The sequence below is a fragment of the Streptomyces sp. NPDC059169 genome (assembly GCF_042755225.1).
In the GTDB taxonomy this organism is placed as follows: Bacteria; Actinomycetota; Actinomycetes; order Streptomycetales; family Streptomycetaceae; genus Streptomyces.
The window spans coordinates 1-18117 of record NZ_JBHZCF010000035.1; the positions used below are offsets into that span (position 1 = coordinate 1).

At 73.5% G+C, this 18117-nt stretch carries 2 protein-coding genes; both read left to right on the forward strand.

Features of this window, described 5'->3' with window-relative positions; translation table 11 throughout:
• Positions 1–87: 87 nt before the first annotated feature.
• Positions 88–7641: an SDR family NAD(P)-dependent oxidoreductase gene (locus tag ACFXOM_RS35335; RefSeq protein ID WP_385041561.1), complete on the forward strand. Its 7554-nt coding sequence runs from the start codon at positions 88–90 to the stop codon at positions 7639–7641.
• A gap of 325 nt (positions 7642–7966) precedes the next feature.
• Positions 7967–18117: SDR family NAD(P)-dependent oxidoreductase (locus ACFXOM_RS35340; RefSeq protein WP_385041564.1), on the forward strand; the 10151-nt coding region annotated here is incomplete at its 3' end.

The window sequence follows — 18117 nt, forward strand, 5'->3', positions numbered from 1 at the left end:
GGGGATGTGGGGGCGGTGGTGGTGGGTACGTTGCGTCGTGGTGAGGGTGGTCTTGGTCGGTTCTATGCTTCGCTTGGTGAGTTGTATGTGAGTGGGGTGGAGGTTGATTGGTCTGCGGCTTATCCTGACCCGCGGCCCGGGGTCGTCGACCTGCCGACCTACGCCTTCCAACACCGCCGCTACTGGCTGGAGTCGGGTCGGTCGTCGGTGGCCGGTGTGGCGGATCCGGTGGACGCCCACTTCTGGGAGACCGTCGAGCGCGAGGACGCCGATGCGCTGGCCGGGACTCTCGGGCTGTCCGACGACGGTGCGCTGCGTGAGGTGTTGCCGGCGCTGTCGTCGTGGCGGCAGGGCCGGAAGCAGCGCAGCACGGTCGACGGCTGGCGCTACCGGATCACCTGGCGACCCCAACCGGAGCCCGAGCGCACCAGCGCGGACGGCACCTGGCTGATCGTCGTGCCCGCCGGGCACGAGCAGTCCGCCGTGACCGACGGCGTCGTCCGTGCGCTGCGGTCGGGGGCCGCGGACATCAGGACACTGATCATCGGTAGCGAGGACGCCGACAGGGAACGGCTCGCGGAGCGGTTGCGGGACGCGGCGGGGGAGGCCGGCGGGACGTTCGCCGGGGTGCTGTCCCTCGCTGCGCTGGACGAGCGGCCGTGGACCGCCACCGAGTCCCTGCCCTCCGGTCTGGTGCTGATGACGTCGCTGCTGCAGGCGCTCGGTACCGCCGGGATCGACGCACCGTTGTGGTGTGCGACGCGCGGCGCCGTCTCGGTCAACCGTGCCGAGGCGGTGGACCGCCCGGTTCAGGCGATGGCGTGGGGGCTGGGTCGGATCGCCGCCTTCGAGTACCCGCAGCGGTGGGGCGGGCTCATCGACCTGCCGGGCGAGTTGGACGACCGAGCCGGGCGCCGGCTGGTCGCCCTGCTGGCACGGGGCGACGCCGAGGACCAGGTGGCGCTGCGTGCTTCGGGCGTCTTCACCCGACGGATGCTGAGGTCGCTCCCCGCGGACCGGCCGGCCGGGGAGGGATGGCGGCCGCACGGCACCGTCCTGGTCACCGGTGGAACGGGCGCGCTGGGCGGGCATCTCGCCCGCTGGCTCGCCCGCAACGGCGCCGAACACCTCGTACTCGTCAGCCGCCGGGGCCCCGAGGCGCCGGGAGCCGATGCACTCGTCGAGGAACTTGCCGGACTCGGGGCGCGGGCGACCGTACGGGCGTGCGATGTCGGCGACCCGGCGGCTGTGGCGTCCCTCGTCGGGAGCCTGTCGTCGGAGCAGCCATTGACGGCCGTGGTGCACACCGCGGGCGTCCTCGACGACGGAGTGATCGACCACCTCACTCCGGACCGTGCGGCGACGGTCTGGGAGCCCAAGGCGGGCGCGGCGTTCGCCCTGCACGAAGCGACCCGGCACCTGGACCTGTCGGCGTTCGTCCTCTTCTCGTCCATGGCGGGCACGCTGGGCGGGCCCGGCCAGGGGAGCTATGCGGCGGCGAACGCCTGCCTGGACGCGCTCGCCCTGCAGCGCCGCGCCGAGGGGCTGCCCGCCACCTCGATCGCCTGGGGCGCCTGGGACGGTGGCGGCCTGGTGAGCGAGGAACTGGGTCTGCGGCTCCGCCGCGACGGCGTGCCGCCGATGGATCCCGAACTGGCCGTCTCCGCCCTGCAGACGGCGCTGGACGAGAACGAGGCGTTCCTGGTCGTCGCGGACGTCGACTGGTGCAAGTCCCCGGCCCGGCAGGTCGCTGCGGTCAGTGAGCTGCCCGAGGTCCGGGCGTCGGCAGGGACGGACGCCGGTGAGGCCACGGTGCGCGGCGACGCCGTGCCGCTGGTCGCCCGGTTGCGGGAACTCGCACCGGGAGAGCGGCACCCCGCGCTGCTGGACGAGGTCCGGGCCGCGGCTGCCGCGGTCCTCGGCTACGACCGGCCCGACGCCCTGCCCGCGGACCGGGCGTTCCGCGAGCTGGGTTATGACTCGCTGACCGCGGTCGAGTTGCGGAACCGGCTGGCCGAGGCGACGGGCCTGCGGCTTCCGGTGACCCTGGTGTTCGATCACCCGACGGCGACCGCGCTCACGACCTTCCTGTACGACGGCCTCTTCGGGACGGCACCGGAGCCGGCGGGCCGGGCCGCCGCCGCCGTTCCGGCCGATGACGATCCGGTCGTCATCATCGGGATGAGCTGTCGCTACCCGGGGCGGGTCGATTCGCCCGAGGAGCTGTGGCGGCTGCTCGACGACGGCACCGATGCCATCTCGCACTTCCCCACCAACCGGGGCTGGGAAATCGAGCGGCTCTACGATCCGGACCCCGACAAGCCGGGCACCTTCTACGCCCGAGACGGCGGGTTCCTCTACGACGCCGACCACTTCGACCCGGCGTTCTTCGGGATCTCGCCGCGTGAGGCGGTCGCGATCGACCCCCAGCAGCGGCTCCTCCTGGAGACTTCCTGGGAAGCGATCGAACGGGCAGGCATCGACCCGGAGGCACTCCGGGGGACGGCGGCAGGCGTCTTCGTCGGGTCGAACTACAACGACTACGGCTCCCGGGCGCACACCGCCCCGGAGGGCATGGAGGGGTACCTGGCGACGGGCAGTGCGAGCAGCGTCGCCTCCGGCCGCATCGCCTACACCTTCGGCTGGGAGGGGCCGGCCGTCACGGTGGACACCGCGTGTTCGTCGTCGCTGGTCGCCCTGCACCTGGCAGCACAGGCCCTGCGCTCCGGCGAATGCTCGCTCGCCCTGGCCGCCGGCGTGACCGTGATCTCGACCCCGCAGACCTTCATCGAATTCAGCAGGCAACGGGCGCTCGCCCCCGACGGCCGCTGCAAGGCGTTCTCGGCGGACGCCGACGGCGCCGGATGGGCCGAGGGCGTCGGCGTCGTGCTGCTCGAGCGGCTCTCCGAGGCCCGCCGGCGCGGGCACCCGGTGCTGGCGGTCGTCAAGGGCACGGCCGTCAACCAGGACGGTGCCTCCAACGGTCTGACCGCGCCGAACGGGCCGTCCCAACAACGCGTCATCCGGCAGGCGTTGGCCAACGCGGGGCTGACCGCGGCCGACGTCGACGCCGTCGAGGCGCACGGGACGGGCACCCGGCTCGGCGACCCGATCGAAGCCCAGGCACTGCTCGCGACCTACGGCCGGGAACGGTCCGCGGAACACCCGTTGTGGCTCGGTTCGATCAAGTCCAACATCGGGCACACGCAGGCCGCGGCCGGGGTCGCCGGCGTCATCAAGATGGTGCAGGCGATGCGGCACGGCGTGCTGCCCCGGACCCTCCACGCCGCACGACCGTCGCCGCACATCGACTGGTCCGCCGGGAACGTGCGGCTGTTGAGCGAGCCGCAGGAGTGGGCACCGGGCGACGGCCCGCGCCGGGCCGGTGTCTCCGCCTTCGGCATCAGCGGCACCAACGCGCACGTGATCCTCGAAGAGCCGGAGCCGGCGGCCGTCGCATCCGGTGCCGTGACGCCGGATCGCCCACAGGAGAACGCTGCCGCTCCTGCGGCCGTCGCCTCCTGGCCCTGGCTGCTGTCCGCGCGGGGCACCACGGCCCTGCGGGACCAGGCCCGGCGGTTGGCCGCACACCTCGCCCGCAACCCCGGACTCGCACCCGCAGATGTCGCACTGTCCCTGGCCACCTCGCGCACCGCATTCGAGGACCGGGCAGCTCTCGTCGGCCGGGACACCGGTGAACTGATCGATGCACTCGACGCGTTCGCCGAAGGTCGCGAGCACCCGAGGGCCGCCGTGGGACGCGCCCGCCCCGGAAAGCTCGCCCTGCTCTTCCCCGGGCAGGGGGCGCAGCGCGCCGGGACCGGACGGGTCCTCTACGCCACCCACGACGCGTTCGCGGACGCTCTGGACGCGGCCTGTGCACACCTGGACGGCCACCTCGACCGCCCCCTGCGCGACGTACTGTTCGCCGAGCCCGGCACGCCCGACGCGGAGCTGCTTGACCGCACCGTCTACACCCAGGCCGGACTGTTCGCCCTCGAAGTCGCCCTGTTCCGGCTGCTCGAAAGCTACGGCGTGCGCCCGGACCTGCTGCTCGGCCACTCGATCGGTGAACTGGCCGCCGCGCACGTCGCCGGGGTTTTCTCCCTGGCCGACGCCTGCCACCTGGTCGCGGCCCGGGGCCGGCTGATGGAGTCCCTGCCCGCCGGGGGCGCCATGGTGTCCGTCCAGGCGGCGGAGGAGGACGTCCTGCCGCTGATCGCGCCGTACGAGGACCGAGCGGTGATCGCGGCGGTCAACGGGCCCTCCGCCGTCGTCCTCAGCGGTGACGACGACGCCGTCACCGAGGTCGCCGACCAGTTGGCCGCGACAGGACACCGGACCAAGCGGCTGCGGGTCAGCCACGCCTTCCACTCGGCTCGCATGGACGCGATGCTGGACGAATTCGCCTCCGTGGCAGCCGAGTTGACCTACCAGCCGCCGACCGTCCCTGTGGTGTCGAACGTCACGGGTCGCCCAGCCACGGCCGAAGATCTGTGCAGCCCCTCCTACTGGGTGCGGCACGTACGGCAGGCGGTCCGGTTCCACGAGGGGACCCGGGCTCTGGAAGAGCTGGGTGCGCGGACGCTTCTCGACCTCGGGTCCGGGGTGCTGACCGCCATGGCCGACGAGTGCCTGACCACGGACGGGATCACCCTCGCTGCGCTGCTCCGCCGCGGCACCGACGAGGCGGAGTCGCTCACCACCGCCCTCGCCCAACTCCACCTGCACGGCCAGGGCCCGGACTGGGACCGCTACCTGGCATCCTCGGGCGCCCGGCGGGTTCCACTGCCCACCTACCCCTTCCAGCGGCAGCGGTACTGGCTGGAGGCCGGTACGGACCTGACGGACGTGTCCGCCGCGGGGCTCGAAGCGGCCGGTCATCCGCTGCTCGGAGCGGCCGTGCCGCTCGCCGGGTCCGACGGCGCCCTGTTCACCGGCCTGCTCTCGGCGGGCCGCCAGCCGTGGCTCGCCGACCACGCCCTGGACGGCACGCTGCTCTTCCCCGGCACCGGGTTCCTGGAGTTGGCACTCCAGGCCTGCGCCCGCACCGGTGCCGGTCACCTGGAGGAGCTGACCCTGCAGTCCCCGCTGGTGCTCCCGGAGGACGGAACCGTGCAGCTCCAGCTCACCGTCGGGGACACCGACGCAACGGGCCGTCGTCCGCTGTCCGTGTACGCGCGCCCCGCGACCGGCCCGGAGGACGAGGAACGGCCCTGGACACGGCACGCCGAGGGCACCCTCGCCGACGGACCGCCCGAGACCGGGACGCCTGCCGACCTCACCACCTGGCCCCCGCCCGGCGCCGAGCCGGTAGACGTCAGCGACCTCTACGAGCGCACCGCCGCGAACGGCTTCGGCTACGGCCCCGCCTTCCGCGGTCTGCACACCGCCTGGCGCCGGGGCGACGAGGTGTTCGCCGAGGTCGCCCTGCCCGAGCAGCACCGCGACACCGGCTTCGTACTGCACCCGGCGCTGCTGGACGCCGCCCTCCACACCGTCGCCCTCGCAGCCCCCGACAGCGAACGGGCCGTACTGCCGTTCAGCTTCCGGGCGGTCACCGCGGCTCCGGGCGTCCACCCGGACGTCCTGCGGGTCCGTCTGGCCCGACAGGCCGACGACACCTACACGGTGCAGCTGGCCGACGCTTCGGGCGCCTCGCTCGCCGCGATCCCGGCGCTCGTCCTGCGGCCCGTCGACCCCACCCAACTGGCAGCCGCCGCGCCCAAGCCCGCCGACCTGTATCGAATGGACTGGACGGACCTCGCGCTGCACGCACATCCGGCCGGTCCGTACGCGATCATCGGCACGGACGGGATACCCGAACTGCCCGAGGGACACGGCACCCGGTACGCAGAACTGTCCGCGCTCGCCGCGGCCGTCGATGCCGGGGTCGAGGTGCCCGCCACGGTCCTCGTCGGTTGCCCGCCGACCGGAGGCGACCCGGCCGGGGCCACCCGACAGGCCGTGCACCACGCACTGGAGGTGGCGCAGACATGGCTGAACGACGAACGGTTCGGCGCTTCGCGGCTGGTGCTGTGCACCCGCGACGCCGTGGCCGACCGGGTCGGCGCGCCGGTGCCCGGACTGCCGCAGTCCGCCGTCTGGGGCCTGCTGCGCACCGCCAAGGCCGAGAACCCGGGCCGCTTCGCCCTGCTCGACCACGACGGCACGGCAGCGTCCGCGTCCGCGCTGCCGGCTGCCCTGGCGACCGGCGAACCCGAGATCGCCCTGCGCGACGGCACGGCCCGCGTGCCGCGCCTTGTACGAGCCCGGGCGGCCGAGCCGTCGCGGAATCTCGGTGCCGGCGGAACGGTGCTGGTCACCGGGGCCGGAGGCATGCTCGGCCGGCTCGTGGCCCGTCATCTGGTGACGGCGCACGGCGTGCGTGGCCTGCTGCTCGCCAGCCGTCGCGGACGGAACGCGGACGGGATGCCCGAACTGGAGAAGGAGCTGCGCGAACTGGGCGCTGAGGTCGACGTCGCCGCCTGCGACTTCGCGGACCGCGACGACACCGCCCGGCTCCTGGCGTCCGTACCGGCCGAACGCCCGCTCACCGCGGTGATCCACACCGCGGGCGTCCTCGACGACGGGGTGATCGGTTCCCTGACACCCGGCCGCATGGACACCGTGCTGCGGGCCAAGACGGACGCGGTCCTCCACCTCGACGAGCTGACCCGAGGCCTCGACCTGACGGCGTTCGTGCTGTTCTCCTCGCTCGCCGGAACCCTCGGCGGGGTCGGGCAGGGCAACTACGCGGCGGCCAACGCGTTCCTCGACGCCTTCGCCCACGCCCGCCGGGCAGCCGGCCGACCTGCCGTCTCCCTGGCGTGGGGCCTGTGGGCCGAGCGCAGCGGAATGACCACCAAGCTGGACGAGAGCGACCTCCACCGAATGGCCCGCGGCGGGGTGCGGCCCATGCCGTCTGACCAGGCGCTGGCGCTGCTCGATGCCGCACTTGCCACGGACGAGGCGTTCCTCGCCCCGGCCAAGCTCGACGTGGCGGCGATGCAGACCGCGACCGGGGAGACGCCCGCGCTGCTGCGGTCGTTGACCGTGCCGCGGCCCCGTACTCCGGCCGGCCGGCCGGGGCACGCGCCCGCCGCCGATCCCGCACCGCTCGGCAGCCGTCTCGCCGCGCTGCCCGAGGGGGACCGACACCAAGCGGTGCTCGACGCCGTCCTGAGCCAGGCAGCGTTGGTCCTGGGGCACGCCTCAGCAGACGCGATCGACCCCGAACGCGGCTTCCTGGAGCTCGGCTTCGACTCGCTGACCGCCGTCGAGCTGCGCAACCGCCTCGCCACCGTGACCGGCACCAGGCTGCCCGCGACCCTGTTGTTCGACTACCCGGAACCGGGTTCACTCGCCGACCACCTGCTCGGCAGGCTGGCAGCCGTGGTGGAACAGCAACCGGGCGCCGTCGAGGCCGCCTCCGGTCCGCTCGACGCGTGGCAGGCACGGACCGAGCGGCTCATGGACGACGTCACCGCCCGGGCGGCGCTGCGCAGCCGGCTCCAGGGCCTCATGGAGCGGCTCGACAGCCTCCCCGAGGACCCGGACACCGCGTTGGAGAGCCGGCTGGACCAGGCGTCGGACGACGAACTGTTCGACTTCATCGAGCAGGAACTCCGCGGATCATGACGTGTTGACCGCCCGCACACCGGCTCCGGCGACCCACTCGGGATGCCGGAGCCGGTGGCGTCCAGGAGCACGAAATCAGGTCTCCGCCCGCGGACTGCGCGCCCTCCGGAACGCCCTGCCGGCCTGTGCGGCGGACGCCCGGACGTGCCCGTCGAGGCGGCCCCCGGCGCCTCCTAGGGGTTCTCTTAGAGTTCCCCGCCGCCGCTCAATTCGGGCGACCGGCGCCCACAGAATGTGATCAGTGAGTAGAGGATTCCAGCGTCGTGGTCGCCGGTGTGAGGCAGGCCGCCGGTCCGCCGGACGGTCGGGGGAAGGGAGCTGAACGGTGAGCGAGGGAAAGCTCCGCGACTATCTGAAACGGGTGACGGCGGATCTCCACCGCACCGGCAAGCGGCTGCGCGAGATGGAGGCCCGTGAGCGCGAGCCCATCGCGATCGTCGCCATGAGCTGCCGCTACCCCGGCAACGTGCGCTCGCCCGAGGACCTCTGGCAACTGGTCGTCGACGGCACCGACGGCATCACGCCCTTCCCGGAGGACCGCGGCTGGAACGTGGACGCCCTCTACCACCCCGACCCCGCCCACCCCGGCACCTGCTACACCCGGGAAGGCGGCTTCCTGCACGACGCCGCCGACTTCGACCCCGACTTCTTCGCCATGTCGCCCCGCGAGGCGTTGGCGACCGACCCGCAGCAGCGACTCCTCCTCGAAACGTCCTGGGAGGCCTTCGAACGCGCCGGGCTCCGGAGGCAGACCCTCAAGGGCAGCCCCACCGGCGTCTTCGTCGGCGTCATGTACAACGACTACGGATCGCGCTTCACCGAGCCGCCAGCCGGGCTCGAAGGACACCTCGGCAACGGCAGCGCCGCCAGCATCGCCTCCGGACGGGTCGCCTACACCTTCGGCCTCGAAGGCCCGGCAGTGACCGTCGACACGGCCTGCTCATCCTCCCTGGTCGCCCTGCATCTCGCCTGCAACGCACTGCGCCGGGGCGAGTGCTCCCTCGCCCTGGCCGGCGGTGTGACGGTGATGTCCACCCCCGTCACCTTCCTGGAGTTCAGCCGCCAGCGCGGGCTGTCCGCCGACGGCCGCTGCAAGGCGTTCTCCGACGACTCCGACGGCACCGGCTGGGGCGAGGGCGCCGGCCTGCTGCTGCTCGAGCGGCTCTCCGACGCCCGCCGCAACGGCCGTCGCGTCCTGGGCATCGTCCGGGGCTCCGCCGTCAACCAGGACGGGGCGAGCAGCGGTCTGACCGCTCCCAACGGGCCTTCCCAGCAACGGGTGATCCGCGCGGCACTCACCGCGGCGGGGCTCACCACGTCCGACGTGGACGCCGTCGAGGCGCACGGCACCGGCACCACCCTCGGCGACCCCATCGAGGCACAGGCGCTGCTCGCCACCTACGGCCAACAACGCGAATCCGGCCGTCCGCTGTGGCTCGGCACGGTCAAGTCCAACATCGGCCACACCCAGGCCGCGGCCGGGGTCGCCGGCGTCATCAAGATGGTGCAGGCGATGCAGCACGGTGTGCTGCCCCGCACCCTGCACGCCGAGCGACCCTCCACCCACGTCGACTGGAGCGAGGGCGACGTCCGACTGCTCACCGACGCCGTCGACTGGCCCGAGACCGACCACCCGCGACGCGCCGGAGTCTCGGCCTTCGGCGTCAGCGGGACGAACGCCCACGTCGTCCTGGAACAGGCCCCGCCGGACGACGCCGCACCGGAGACCGACGGCCCCGACTCGGCGGAGCCCGCACCTCCCGCCGAGCAGCCCGGCCCGGCCCCGCGATCCGCGGCGCGGCTCCCGGTGGTGCCCTGGGTGCTCTCCGCCCGCAGCGCACCGGCCCTCAGAGCCCAAGCGGCACAACTGCTGGACCGCATCGACCCGTTGACCGACGATGCGGAGGACGTCGGGGCCTCGCTGGCCACCACGCGCACCGCATTCGAAGAACGAGCGGTGGTGCTGGGTGAGGACCGTCCCGAACTGCTCCGGAACCTCGCCAGGTTCGCGCAGGGCGACGACACCGCGGCCGTCCGGGGCACGGTCGGCCGCGGCAAGACGGCGTTCCTCTTCGCGGGCCAGGGGGCCCAGCGCCTCGGGATGGGCCGTGACCTCCACGCCGCGTTCCCCGTCTTCGCGGCGGCGTTCGACGAGGTCTGTGCCCACCTCGACCCGGATCTGCCCCAGCGGCTCGCCGACGTCGTATTCGGTCAGGACACGGCCGCGCTGGACCGCACGGGCTTCACCCAGCCCGCTCTGTTCGCCTTCGAGGTGGCGCTGTTCCGACTCGTCGCCTCCTGGGGCGTGGCCCCGGACTTCCTGCTCGGACACTCCATCGGGGAACTTGCCGCCGCGCACGTCGCCGGCGTCCTCTCGCTGCCCGACGCCTGCCGACTCGTGGCCGCCCGCGGCCGCCTGATGCAGGAACTTCCCCCCGGGGGAGCGATGTTCTCCCTCCGGGCTGCCGAGGACGAGGTGCTGCCGCTGCTGGCCGAGGCCGGCGAACGGCTGGGCATCGCCGCCGTCAACGGGCCCCGGACGATCGTCGTCGCCGGCGACGAGGACGCGCTTGCCCCGCTCGTCCAGCACTTCGAGCGGCAGGGCGGCAAGGCCAGGCGGCTCCGGGTCAGCCACGCCTTCCACTCCCCGCTGATGGCTCCCATGCTCGACGCATTCCGGTCGGTGGCCGAGAGCGTGACGTACCACCAGCCGAACGTGACCGTCATCTCCGACCTGACCGGGGAGCCGGCCACCGACCTGGGGACGGCCGACCACTGGGTACGGCACGTACGGGAGGCCGTGCGGTTCGCGGACGGCATCCGCACCCTGGACCGGAACGGTGTCACCCGCTTCCTCGAAATCGGCCCCGACGCCACCCTCACCGCCCTGGCACAGGGCTGCCTCGACGCGGACTCCGGACGCGACCCGCTGCTCGTGCCCGCCCTGCGCAAGGACCGGGCCGAAACCCACAGCCTCCTCACCGCGCTGAGCGCCCTGCACACCCGCGGCACCAACCTCGACTGGGACCGCATCTTCCCTGGCGCCGCCCGCGTCGACCTGCCCACCTACGCCTTCCAGCGCGAGCGCTACTGGCTGGCCCCCGAAGCGGCCCCCGCGCGCCGCCCGGGCGAACACCCGCTGCTCCCGACGGCCATCACCCTCGCGGACCGCAGCGCCGTCGTCTCCACCGGACTCCTCACCCCCTCCGCGCATCCCTGGCTTGCCGACCGGACCGACGACGGCCGTGCCATGCTCCCCACCAGCGCCTACCTCGACCTCGCCCTGCACCTCGGTGCGCTCGCCGGCTGCGAGCACGTCGCCGCACTCACGGTGGACGCCCCCCTCGTCCTGTCCGAGCAGTCCACCGTCGAGATCCAGGTGGTTCTCGAAGCCGCCGCGGAGCCGGATGGGCAGCGTCGCCTCACCGTGCACTCCCGCCCCTCCGGCCGGCCGGACGACGAGACCCCGTGGACCCGTCACGCCCACGGCACGCTCACTGCTCAGCCGCCGGGACTGACCGACCACGACCTGCGGACCTGGCCGCCCGTCGAGGCCCGGCCCGTCGATGTGGGCCCGCTCCCACGGGCCGACGACGGAGCCTCGCACGGGCTCCCGTCCGACGGGCCGGGACGCGTATGGCGTCAGGGCGACACGGTGTTCGCCGAGGCCGCACTGCCCGAGGAGTACCGCGGCGACGCGACCCGCTTCGCCCTCCACCCGGCGCTGCTCGACGCCGTGCTCCAGGCGCTCCCGGCGGCGGGACACCCCGACGCCGTCGCCGTGTCCTGGCGCGACTGCGCGCTGTACGCCGTGGGCGCGGAATCGGTGCGTGCCCGCCTGGCCCCCGCGGAGGGTGGCGGCGTGCACATCCACCTCACCGACGAACTCGGCCAGCCCGTCGCTTCGTTCGGCTCCGTCACACCCGTACCCGCCACCGAGTTCACACCGCCGCCGGACCCCGACGGCCGTGACGCTCTCTTCGCCGTCGAGTGGACCGGCCTGCCGCAGCCCACCGCACAGCAGCAGCCCGGCCGGGTCGCCGTCCTCGGCGTGCAGGGTGCCGGTGCCGACGGGAACGCACCCGCGTTCCACGGTGAACTGGACGCGCTCGCCACGGCTGTGGAACAGGGCGCCGACGCACCCGACCTGGTCGTCGTGCCGTGGTCGATCGGCGAGTCCGCACCAGCCGCGGGGGCCGCCGAGCCCGGTGAACCGGCGGGCGCCGCCCACACCTCGGTCGTGCAGGCCCTGGCGCTGCTGCAGAGCTGGCTCGCCCGGCCGGGCCTCGCCGACGCACGGCTGCTCTTCCTCACCCGGGGAGCCGTCGCCACGAGCCCGGACGAGACCGTCACCGACCTGCCAGCCGCCGCGGTGTGGGGTCTGGTGCGCTCGGCCCAGTCGGAGAACCCCGACCGCTTCCTGCTGGTGGACACCGACGCCGACACCACCGCCACGGACACCGAAGCCCTGCCCTCCGTCGTCGACGCGGCCATGGCGTCGGGGGAAACCCAGCTCGCCGTTCGCGGCACGCGTCTCCTGGCCCCCCGACTGACCCGGCTTGCCCAGGCTTCCCGGACCGCCGCGCCCACGCCTCCGACAGCCGGGACCCGTTTCGATGCGTTCCGCACCGTGCTGGTGACCGGAGCCACCGGAACCGTCGGCGCCGCGATCGCCAGACACCTGGTGACCGGTCACGGCGTACGGCATCTGCTGCTCGTCGGACGGCGCGGCGGCGCCGCGCCCGGCGCCGTCCGACTGGTTGCGGAACTAACCGAGTTGGGCGCCCAGGTGACCCTTGCTGCCTGCGATGCCGCCGACCACACGGCATTGGCCGGGCTGCTGGCCACCCTCCCCGAAGAACACCCCTTGGGTGCGGTCGTGCACGCCGCCGGCGTGCTGGACGACGGGGTGATCTCCTCCCTGACTCCCGAGCGGGTCGCCACCGTCCTGCGGCCCAAGGTCGATGCCGCGGTCAACCTCGACCGGCTCACCCGGGACCTCGACCTGTCGGCCTTCGTCCTCTTCTCCTCGGCCGCCGCCACCTTCGGCGGTCCCGGACAAGGCAACTACGCCGCCGGCAACGCCTTCCTGGAGGCGCTTGCCCACCGGCGCCGCGCAGAGGGCCGTCCGGCCCTCGCGCTCGGCTGGGGAATGTGGGCGGAGCGCAGCGAGATGAGCGCCCGCCTGGACGAGACGGACCGACGGCGGATGGACCGCGGCGGCGTTGGTGCACTGTCCACCGAGTCGGCGCTCGCCCTGTTCGACCGCTGTCTGGCCCAGGACCGGGTCGTTCCGGTCCCGGTGCCGCTCGATGTCGCCGCGGTCCGCAGGAGCGGCCCGGGGGTCGCCCCCCTGCTCCGCGCCCTCGCCGGCCGCTCCGCCAAGCGGACCGCCGCCCCGGCGGCCGCACGGGGTAGCGACCCCGTGTCCCCGGCCGCCCACGCACTGGCCGCGCTGGCACCGCAGGAGCGCCACGCCCACGTGCTGGACGTGGTGCGCACCGAGATCGCCACCGTCCTCGGCCACGCCTCAGCCGGTCGGGTCGACGCCGACCGCGCCTTCGGCGACCTCGGCCTGGACTCCCTGACCTCGCTCGAACTGCGCAATGCGCTCGGTCGTCGCACCGGACTGCGACTGCCGGCCACCTTGGTCTTCGACCACCCCACACCCTCGGCCGTCGCCACCTACCTGCTGGACGAACTGCTGGGTGGTGGACAGGAGTCGGCGGCATCCGGGGCCGACACCACAGCGGCCGGCGAACCCGTCGCCATCGTGGCGATGGGCTGTCGTTTCCCCGGCGGTATCCGGACCCCGGAGGCCTTCTGGGAATTCCTCGCCGCCGGCGGCGACGCCGTCGGGGCGTTCCCCGAGGACCGCGGCTGGGACACCGCGGCGCTCTACGACCCCGACCCCGAGCACGAGGGCACGACGTACACCCGCCAAGGCGGCTTCCTCACCGAAGTCGACGGCTTCGACGCCGGGTTCTTCGGCGTCTCGCCCCGCGAGGCCCTGGCCATGGACCCGCAGCAGCGGGTCCTGCTGGAGGTCTGCTGGGAGGTGTTCGAGCGCGCCGGTATCGACCCGCTGTCGCTGCGCGGCAGCCGTACCGGCGTCTTCGCCGGCACCAACGGGCAGGACTACACCACCGTCCTGGGCAACGCCGCCGAAGCCGTCGACGGATACCTGGGCACGGGCAACGCGGCGAGCGTGGTGTCCGGCCGCATCGCCTACTCCTTCGGCCTCGAAGGACCCGCCGTCACCGTGGACACGGCCTGCTCCTCCTCACTCGTCGCCCTGCACTGGGCCGTCCGCGCCCTCCAGTCGGGGGAGTGCTCCCTCGCCCTGGCCGGCGGTGTGACGGTGATGTCCACCCCTGCCGCGTTCGTGGAGTTCAGCCGCCAGCGTGGACTGTCCGCCGACGGCCGCTGCAAGCCCTTCGCCGACGGCGCCGACGGAACCGGTTGGGGCGAGGGCGCCGGCGTGCTGCTGGTGGAGCGGCTCTCCGACGCCCAGAAGAACGGTCACCCGGTGTTGGCCGTCGTCCGCGGCAGCGCGATCAACTCCGACGGCGCGAGCAACGGCCTCACGGCGCCCAACGGACCCTCCCAGCAACGGGTGATCAGGGCCGCGCTCGCCGACGCCCGGCTCACGGCGGGTGACGTGGACGCCGTGGAGGCGCACGGCACGGGTACTACCCTCGGCGACCCCATCGAGGCGCAGGCGCTGCTCGCCACCTACGGACAGGAGCGAACCGGGGACCAGCCGCTGTGGCTCGGGTCGGTGAAGTCGAACATCGGGCACACCCAGGCCGCAGCCGGTGTGGCCGGAGTGATCAAGATGGTGCAGGCACTGCGCCACGGCCTGCTGCCGCAGACGCTGCACCTCGACACACCCTCCACCCACGTGGACTGGACCGAAGGCGCCGTAGAACTGCTCGCCGCTCCCACCACCTGGCCCGACCACGGACGTCCCCGCAGAGCAGGCGTCTCCTCGTTCGGCTTCAGCGGCACCAACGCCCACCTCATTCTCGAACAGGCCGCCCCCGAACAGGCCGTGCCCGCTGACCCGGCCGTCGGCACGCAGCCGGTACCGGACGCGCGGGACTCCGCCGGCACCGCCCCACTGCCCGTCGTCTGGCCCCTGTCGGCCCGCAGCCCCGAAGCGCTCCGTGCCCTGGCCGCCGCCCTGCACGCCTACGCCGAACGCCACACCGACCTGCCGGCCGCAGCTGTCGGCCACGCCCTGGCCACCACCCGCGCATCCTTCGAGCACCGTGCGGTCGCCCACGGCACCGACCACGCCGGCCTGCTGGCCGCCCTGAGCGGGCTGGCCGCCGGCGAACCAGCCACCGGAGCCGTGGACGGCGTGACCAGGTCCGGCGCACGCACCGCCTTCCTGTTCACCGGGCAGGGCGCCCAGCGCCTCGGCATGGGTCTCGAACTCCACCGCACCTTCCCGGTGTTCGCCCGGGCACTCGACGAGATCTGTGACCACTTCGCCGGCCATCTCGACCGACCGCTGCGCGACGTCATGTTCCACGACACCGACGGACTGCTGCACCGCACCGAATACACCCAGCCCGCCCTGTTCGCCATGGAGGCCGCCCTCCACCGCCTCGCCGAGAGCACCGGCCTGCACGCCGACCACCTGCTGGGACATTCGATCGGCGAAGTCACCGCCGCGCACGTCGCCGGGGTGTTCTCCCTGGCCGACGCATGCGTCCTCGTCGCCGCCCGCGGCCGGCTCATGCAGGCGCTCCCGGAGAACGGCGCCATGATCGCGCTCCAGGCCACGGAGGACGAGGTGCTGCCGCTGCTCGACGGGCTCGACGGGCAGGTCTGCATCGCCGCCGTCAACGGTCCCGACTCCGTCGTGATCTCCGGCGATCGTGCCGCGGCGACCGGCGTCGCCGACCGGCTCGCCGCCGAAGGCCGCCGGACCAAGAAACTTCAGGTCAGCCACGCCTTCCACTCGCCGCACATGGACCCGATGCTGGCCGGTTTCCGCGCCGTCGCCGAGAGGCTCACCTACCACCGGCCGCGCCTTCCCGTCATGTCCAATGTGACCGGCGAGGCCGCCACCGAACTGGACCTCCCCGACTACTGGGTACGGCAGGTTCGGGGGGCCGTCCGCTTCCACGACGGCGTCCGCGGGCTCGCCGCCCAGGGGGTCCAGCGCTACGTCGAACTCGGCCCCGACGGCACCCTCTCCGCCATGGCGGCCGCATGCCTGCCCCCCGACACCACCGGAACGGCGGTCATCCCGCTCCTGCGCGCCCGGACGCCCGAGCCCGACGCCCTCCTCGACGGTCTCGCCCGCGCCCACGTGCACGGCGCCGACCTCGACTGGTCCGCCGTCGCCAACGCCCGGCACGGGCACCCATCCGTCGACGGTCTGCCCACCTACCCCTTCCAGCGGCAACGCTACTGGCCCACGCCCCGTGCCCGCGCGACCGCCGGAATCGGCCAGGCCGGCCACCCGCTGCTGAGCGCCGCCGTCGAACTCGCCGACGGCAGCCGGCTGTTCACCGGCCGGCTCTCGGTCGACGACCAGCCGTGGCTCGCCGACCACGCCCTGGCGGGCGCGCCCGTCGTCCCCGGTACGGCCTTCGTGGAACTGGCCGTCATGGCCGGCGACCGGGCTGGCTGCCCCCGGGTCGCGGACCTGACCCTGGTCAGCCCGCTCGTCCTGCCGGAGGGAGACGCGATGGATCTCCAGGCGGTCCTCGGCGTCGACGACGGGCAGGGCCAGCGCCCGTTCACCGTCCATGCCCGCCGCGCCGACCCGGCTCCCGGCGAGCCCTGGACGCTGCACGCCACCGGCACCCTCACCATCGCCCACCCGGGACCCACCCCGCCCACCCCGTCGGCATGGCCGCCCGCCGGCTCCGAGCCCCTCCCCGTCGAGGACCTCTACGCGCAGCTGAGCGCCGGTGGATTCGACTACGGCCCGCTCTTCCGGGGACTCGGCGCCGCCTGGCACGAAGGCGACCACATCCACGCCGAGATCACCCTGCCCCCGTCGCCCCACCAGGACGCAGACCACTTCGCCCTCCACCCGGCGCTGCTCGATGCCGCCCTGCACGCGACCGCGTTCCTGCCCACGGAGGACAGCGACAGCGGACGGCTGCCCTTCTCCTGGCGCGGCGTGCAGATCCACGCCACCGGGGCCACCCGGCTGCGAGCCCGCCTCCACTTGTCCGCGCCCGACACCGTGTCCCTCGCCCTCACCGACGCCGGTGGCCGGCCCGTCGCCGACATCGAGGCACTGACACTGCGCGAGCTCTCCCCGGACCGTGTCGCCCGCTCCGCCCGCTCCACCGGCCCCCTCTACCACCTCGACTGGCCCGTGTCCCCCCTTCCCGCTACGCCCCCTGGGGACCCGACGCGCCTCCTCGTCCTGGACGGCGAAGAGCTCGCCGCCGACCTGGACGGCGCGGGCCTGCCCGTCACCCGGCTGACCGGCCCCGACCTCCAGGAGGCCACCGGCACCGTCCTCGTGGCACTCCCCGCCGCCGACCCGCACGAGGCGGCGACCGGCGCACTGGAACTGGTCCAGCGGTGGCTGGCGGACGCGCCCGCCACGGCTCGGCTCGTCTTCGTCACCGGAGGAGCCGCCGACGCCCCCGGCACCACCCACCGCGAGTCCGCGTCCGCTCCCATCTGGGGCCTGGTGCGCTCGGCGCAGTCCGAGCACCCCGGTCGGTTCGTCCTCGCCGACCTCGACGGCCAGGAGTCCTCCTACGCCGCACTTCCCGCCGCACTGGCCACCAACGAATCCCAATTCGCCGTCCGAAGCGGCACCGTTCACCTGCCCAAGGTCGCCGCCGTCCACGCCGGAACCGCGCTGCGCGAGCCTGTCGACGGCACTGGTTGGCGTCTGGGCATGACCGGCAGGGGCACCCTCGACCAGCTGACCCTCGTGCCGCACGACGAAGCCGAACGACCCCTGGAACAGGGCGAGATACGTATCGCGGTGCGGGCTGCGGGGGTGAATTTCCGTGATGTGTTGAACGTTCTTGGTATGTATCCCGGTGATGCCGGTGCCTTCGGTTTGGAGGGTGCGGGTGTGGTGTCGGAGGTTGGGCCGGGTGTGGTGGGTTTGGTGCCGGGCGATCGGGTGATGGGTTTGTTCCCGGCGGCGTTCGGTCCGGTGGCGGTGGCGGATGAGCGGATGGTGGTGCGGGTTCCTGAGGGTTGGTCGTTTGCGCAGGCGGCGTCGGTTCCGGTGGTGTTCTTGACGGCTTTCTATGCCTTGGTGGAGTTGGGTGGGGTTCGGGCGGGGGAGTCGGTGTTGGTGCATGCGGGTGCGGGTGGTGTGGGGATGGCGGCGGTGCAGTTGGCGCGGCATCTGGGCGCGGAGGTGTTCGCTACTGCCAGCCCGGGGAAGTGGGGGGTGTTGCGGGGGTTGGGGTTGGACGATGCGCATATTGCGTCGTCGCGTGAGCTGGACTTCGAGCGGTCGTTCTTGGAGGC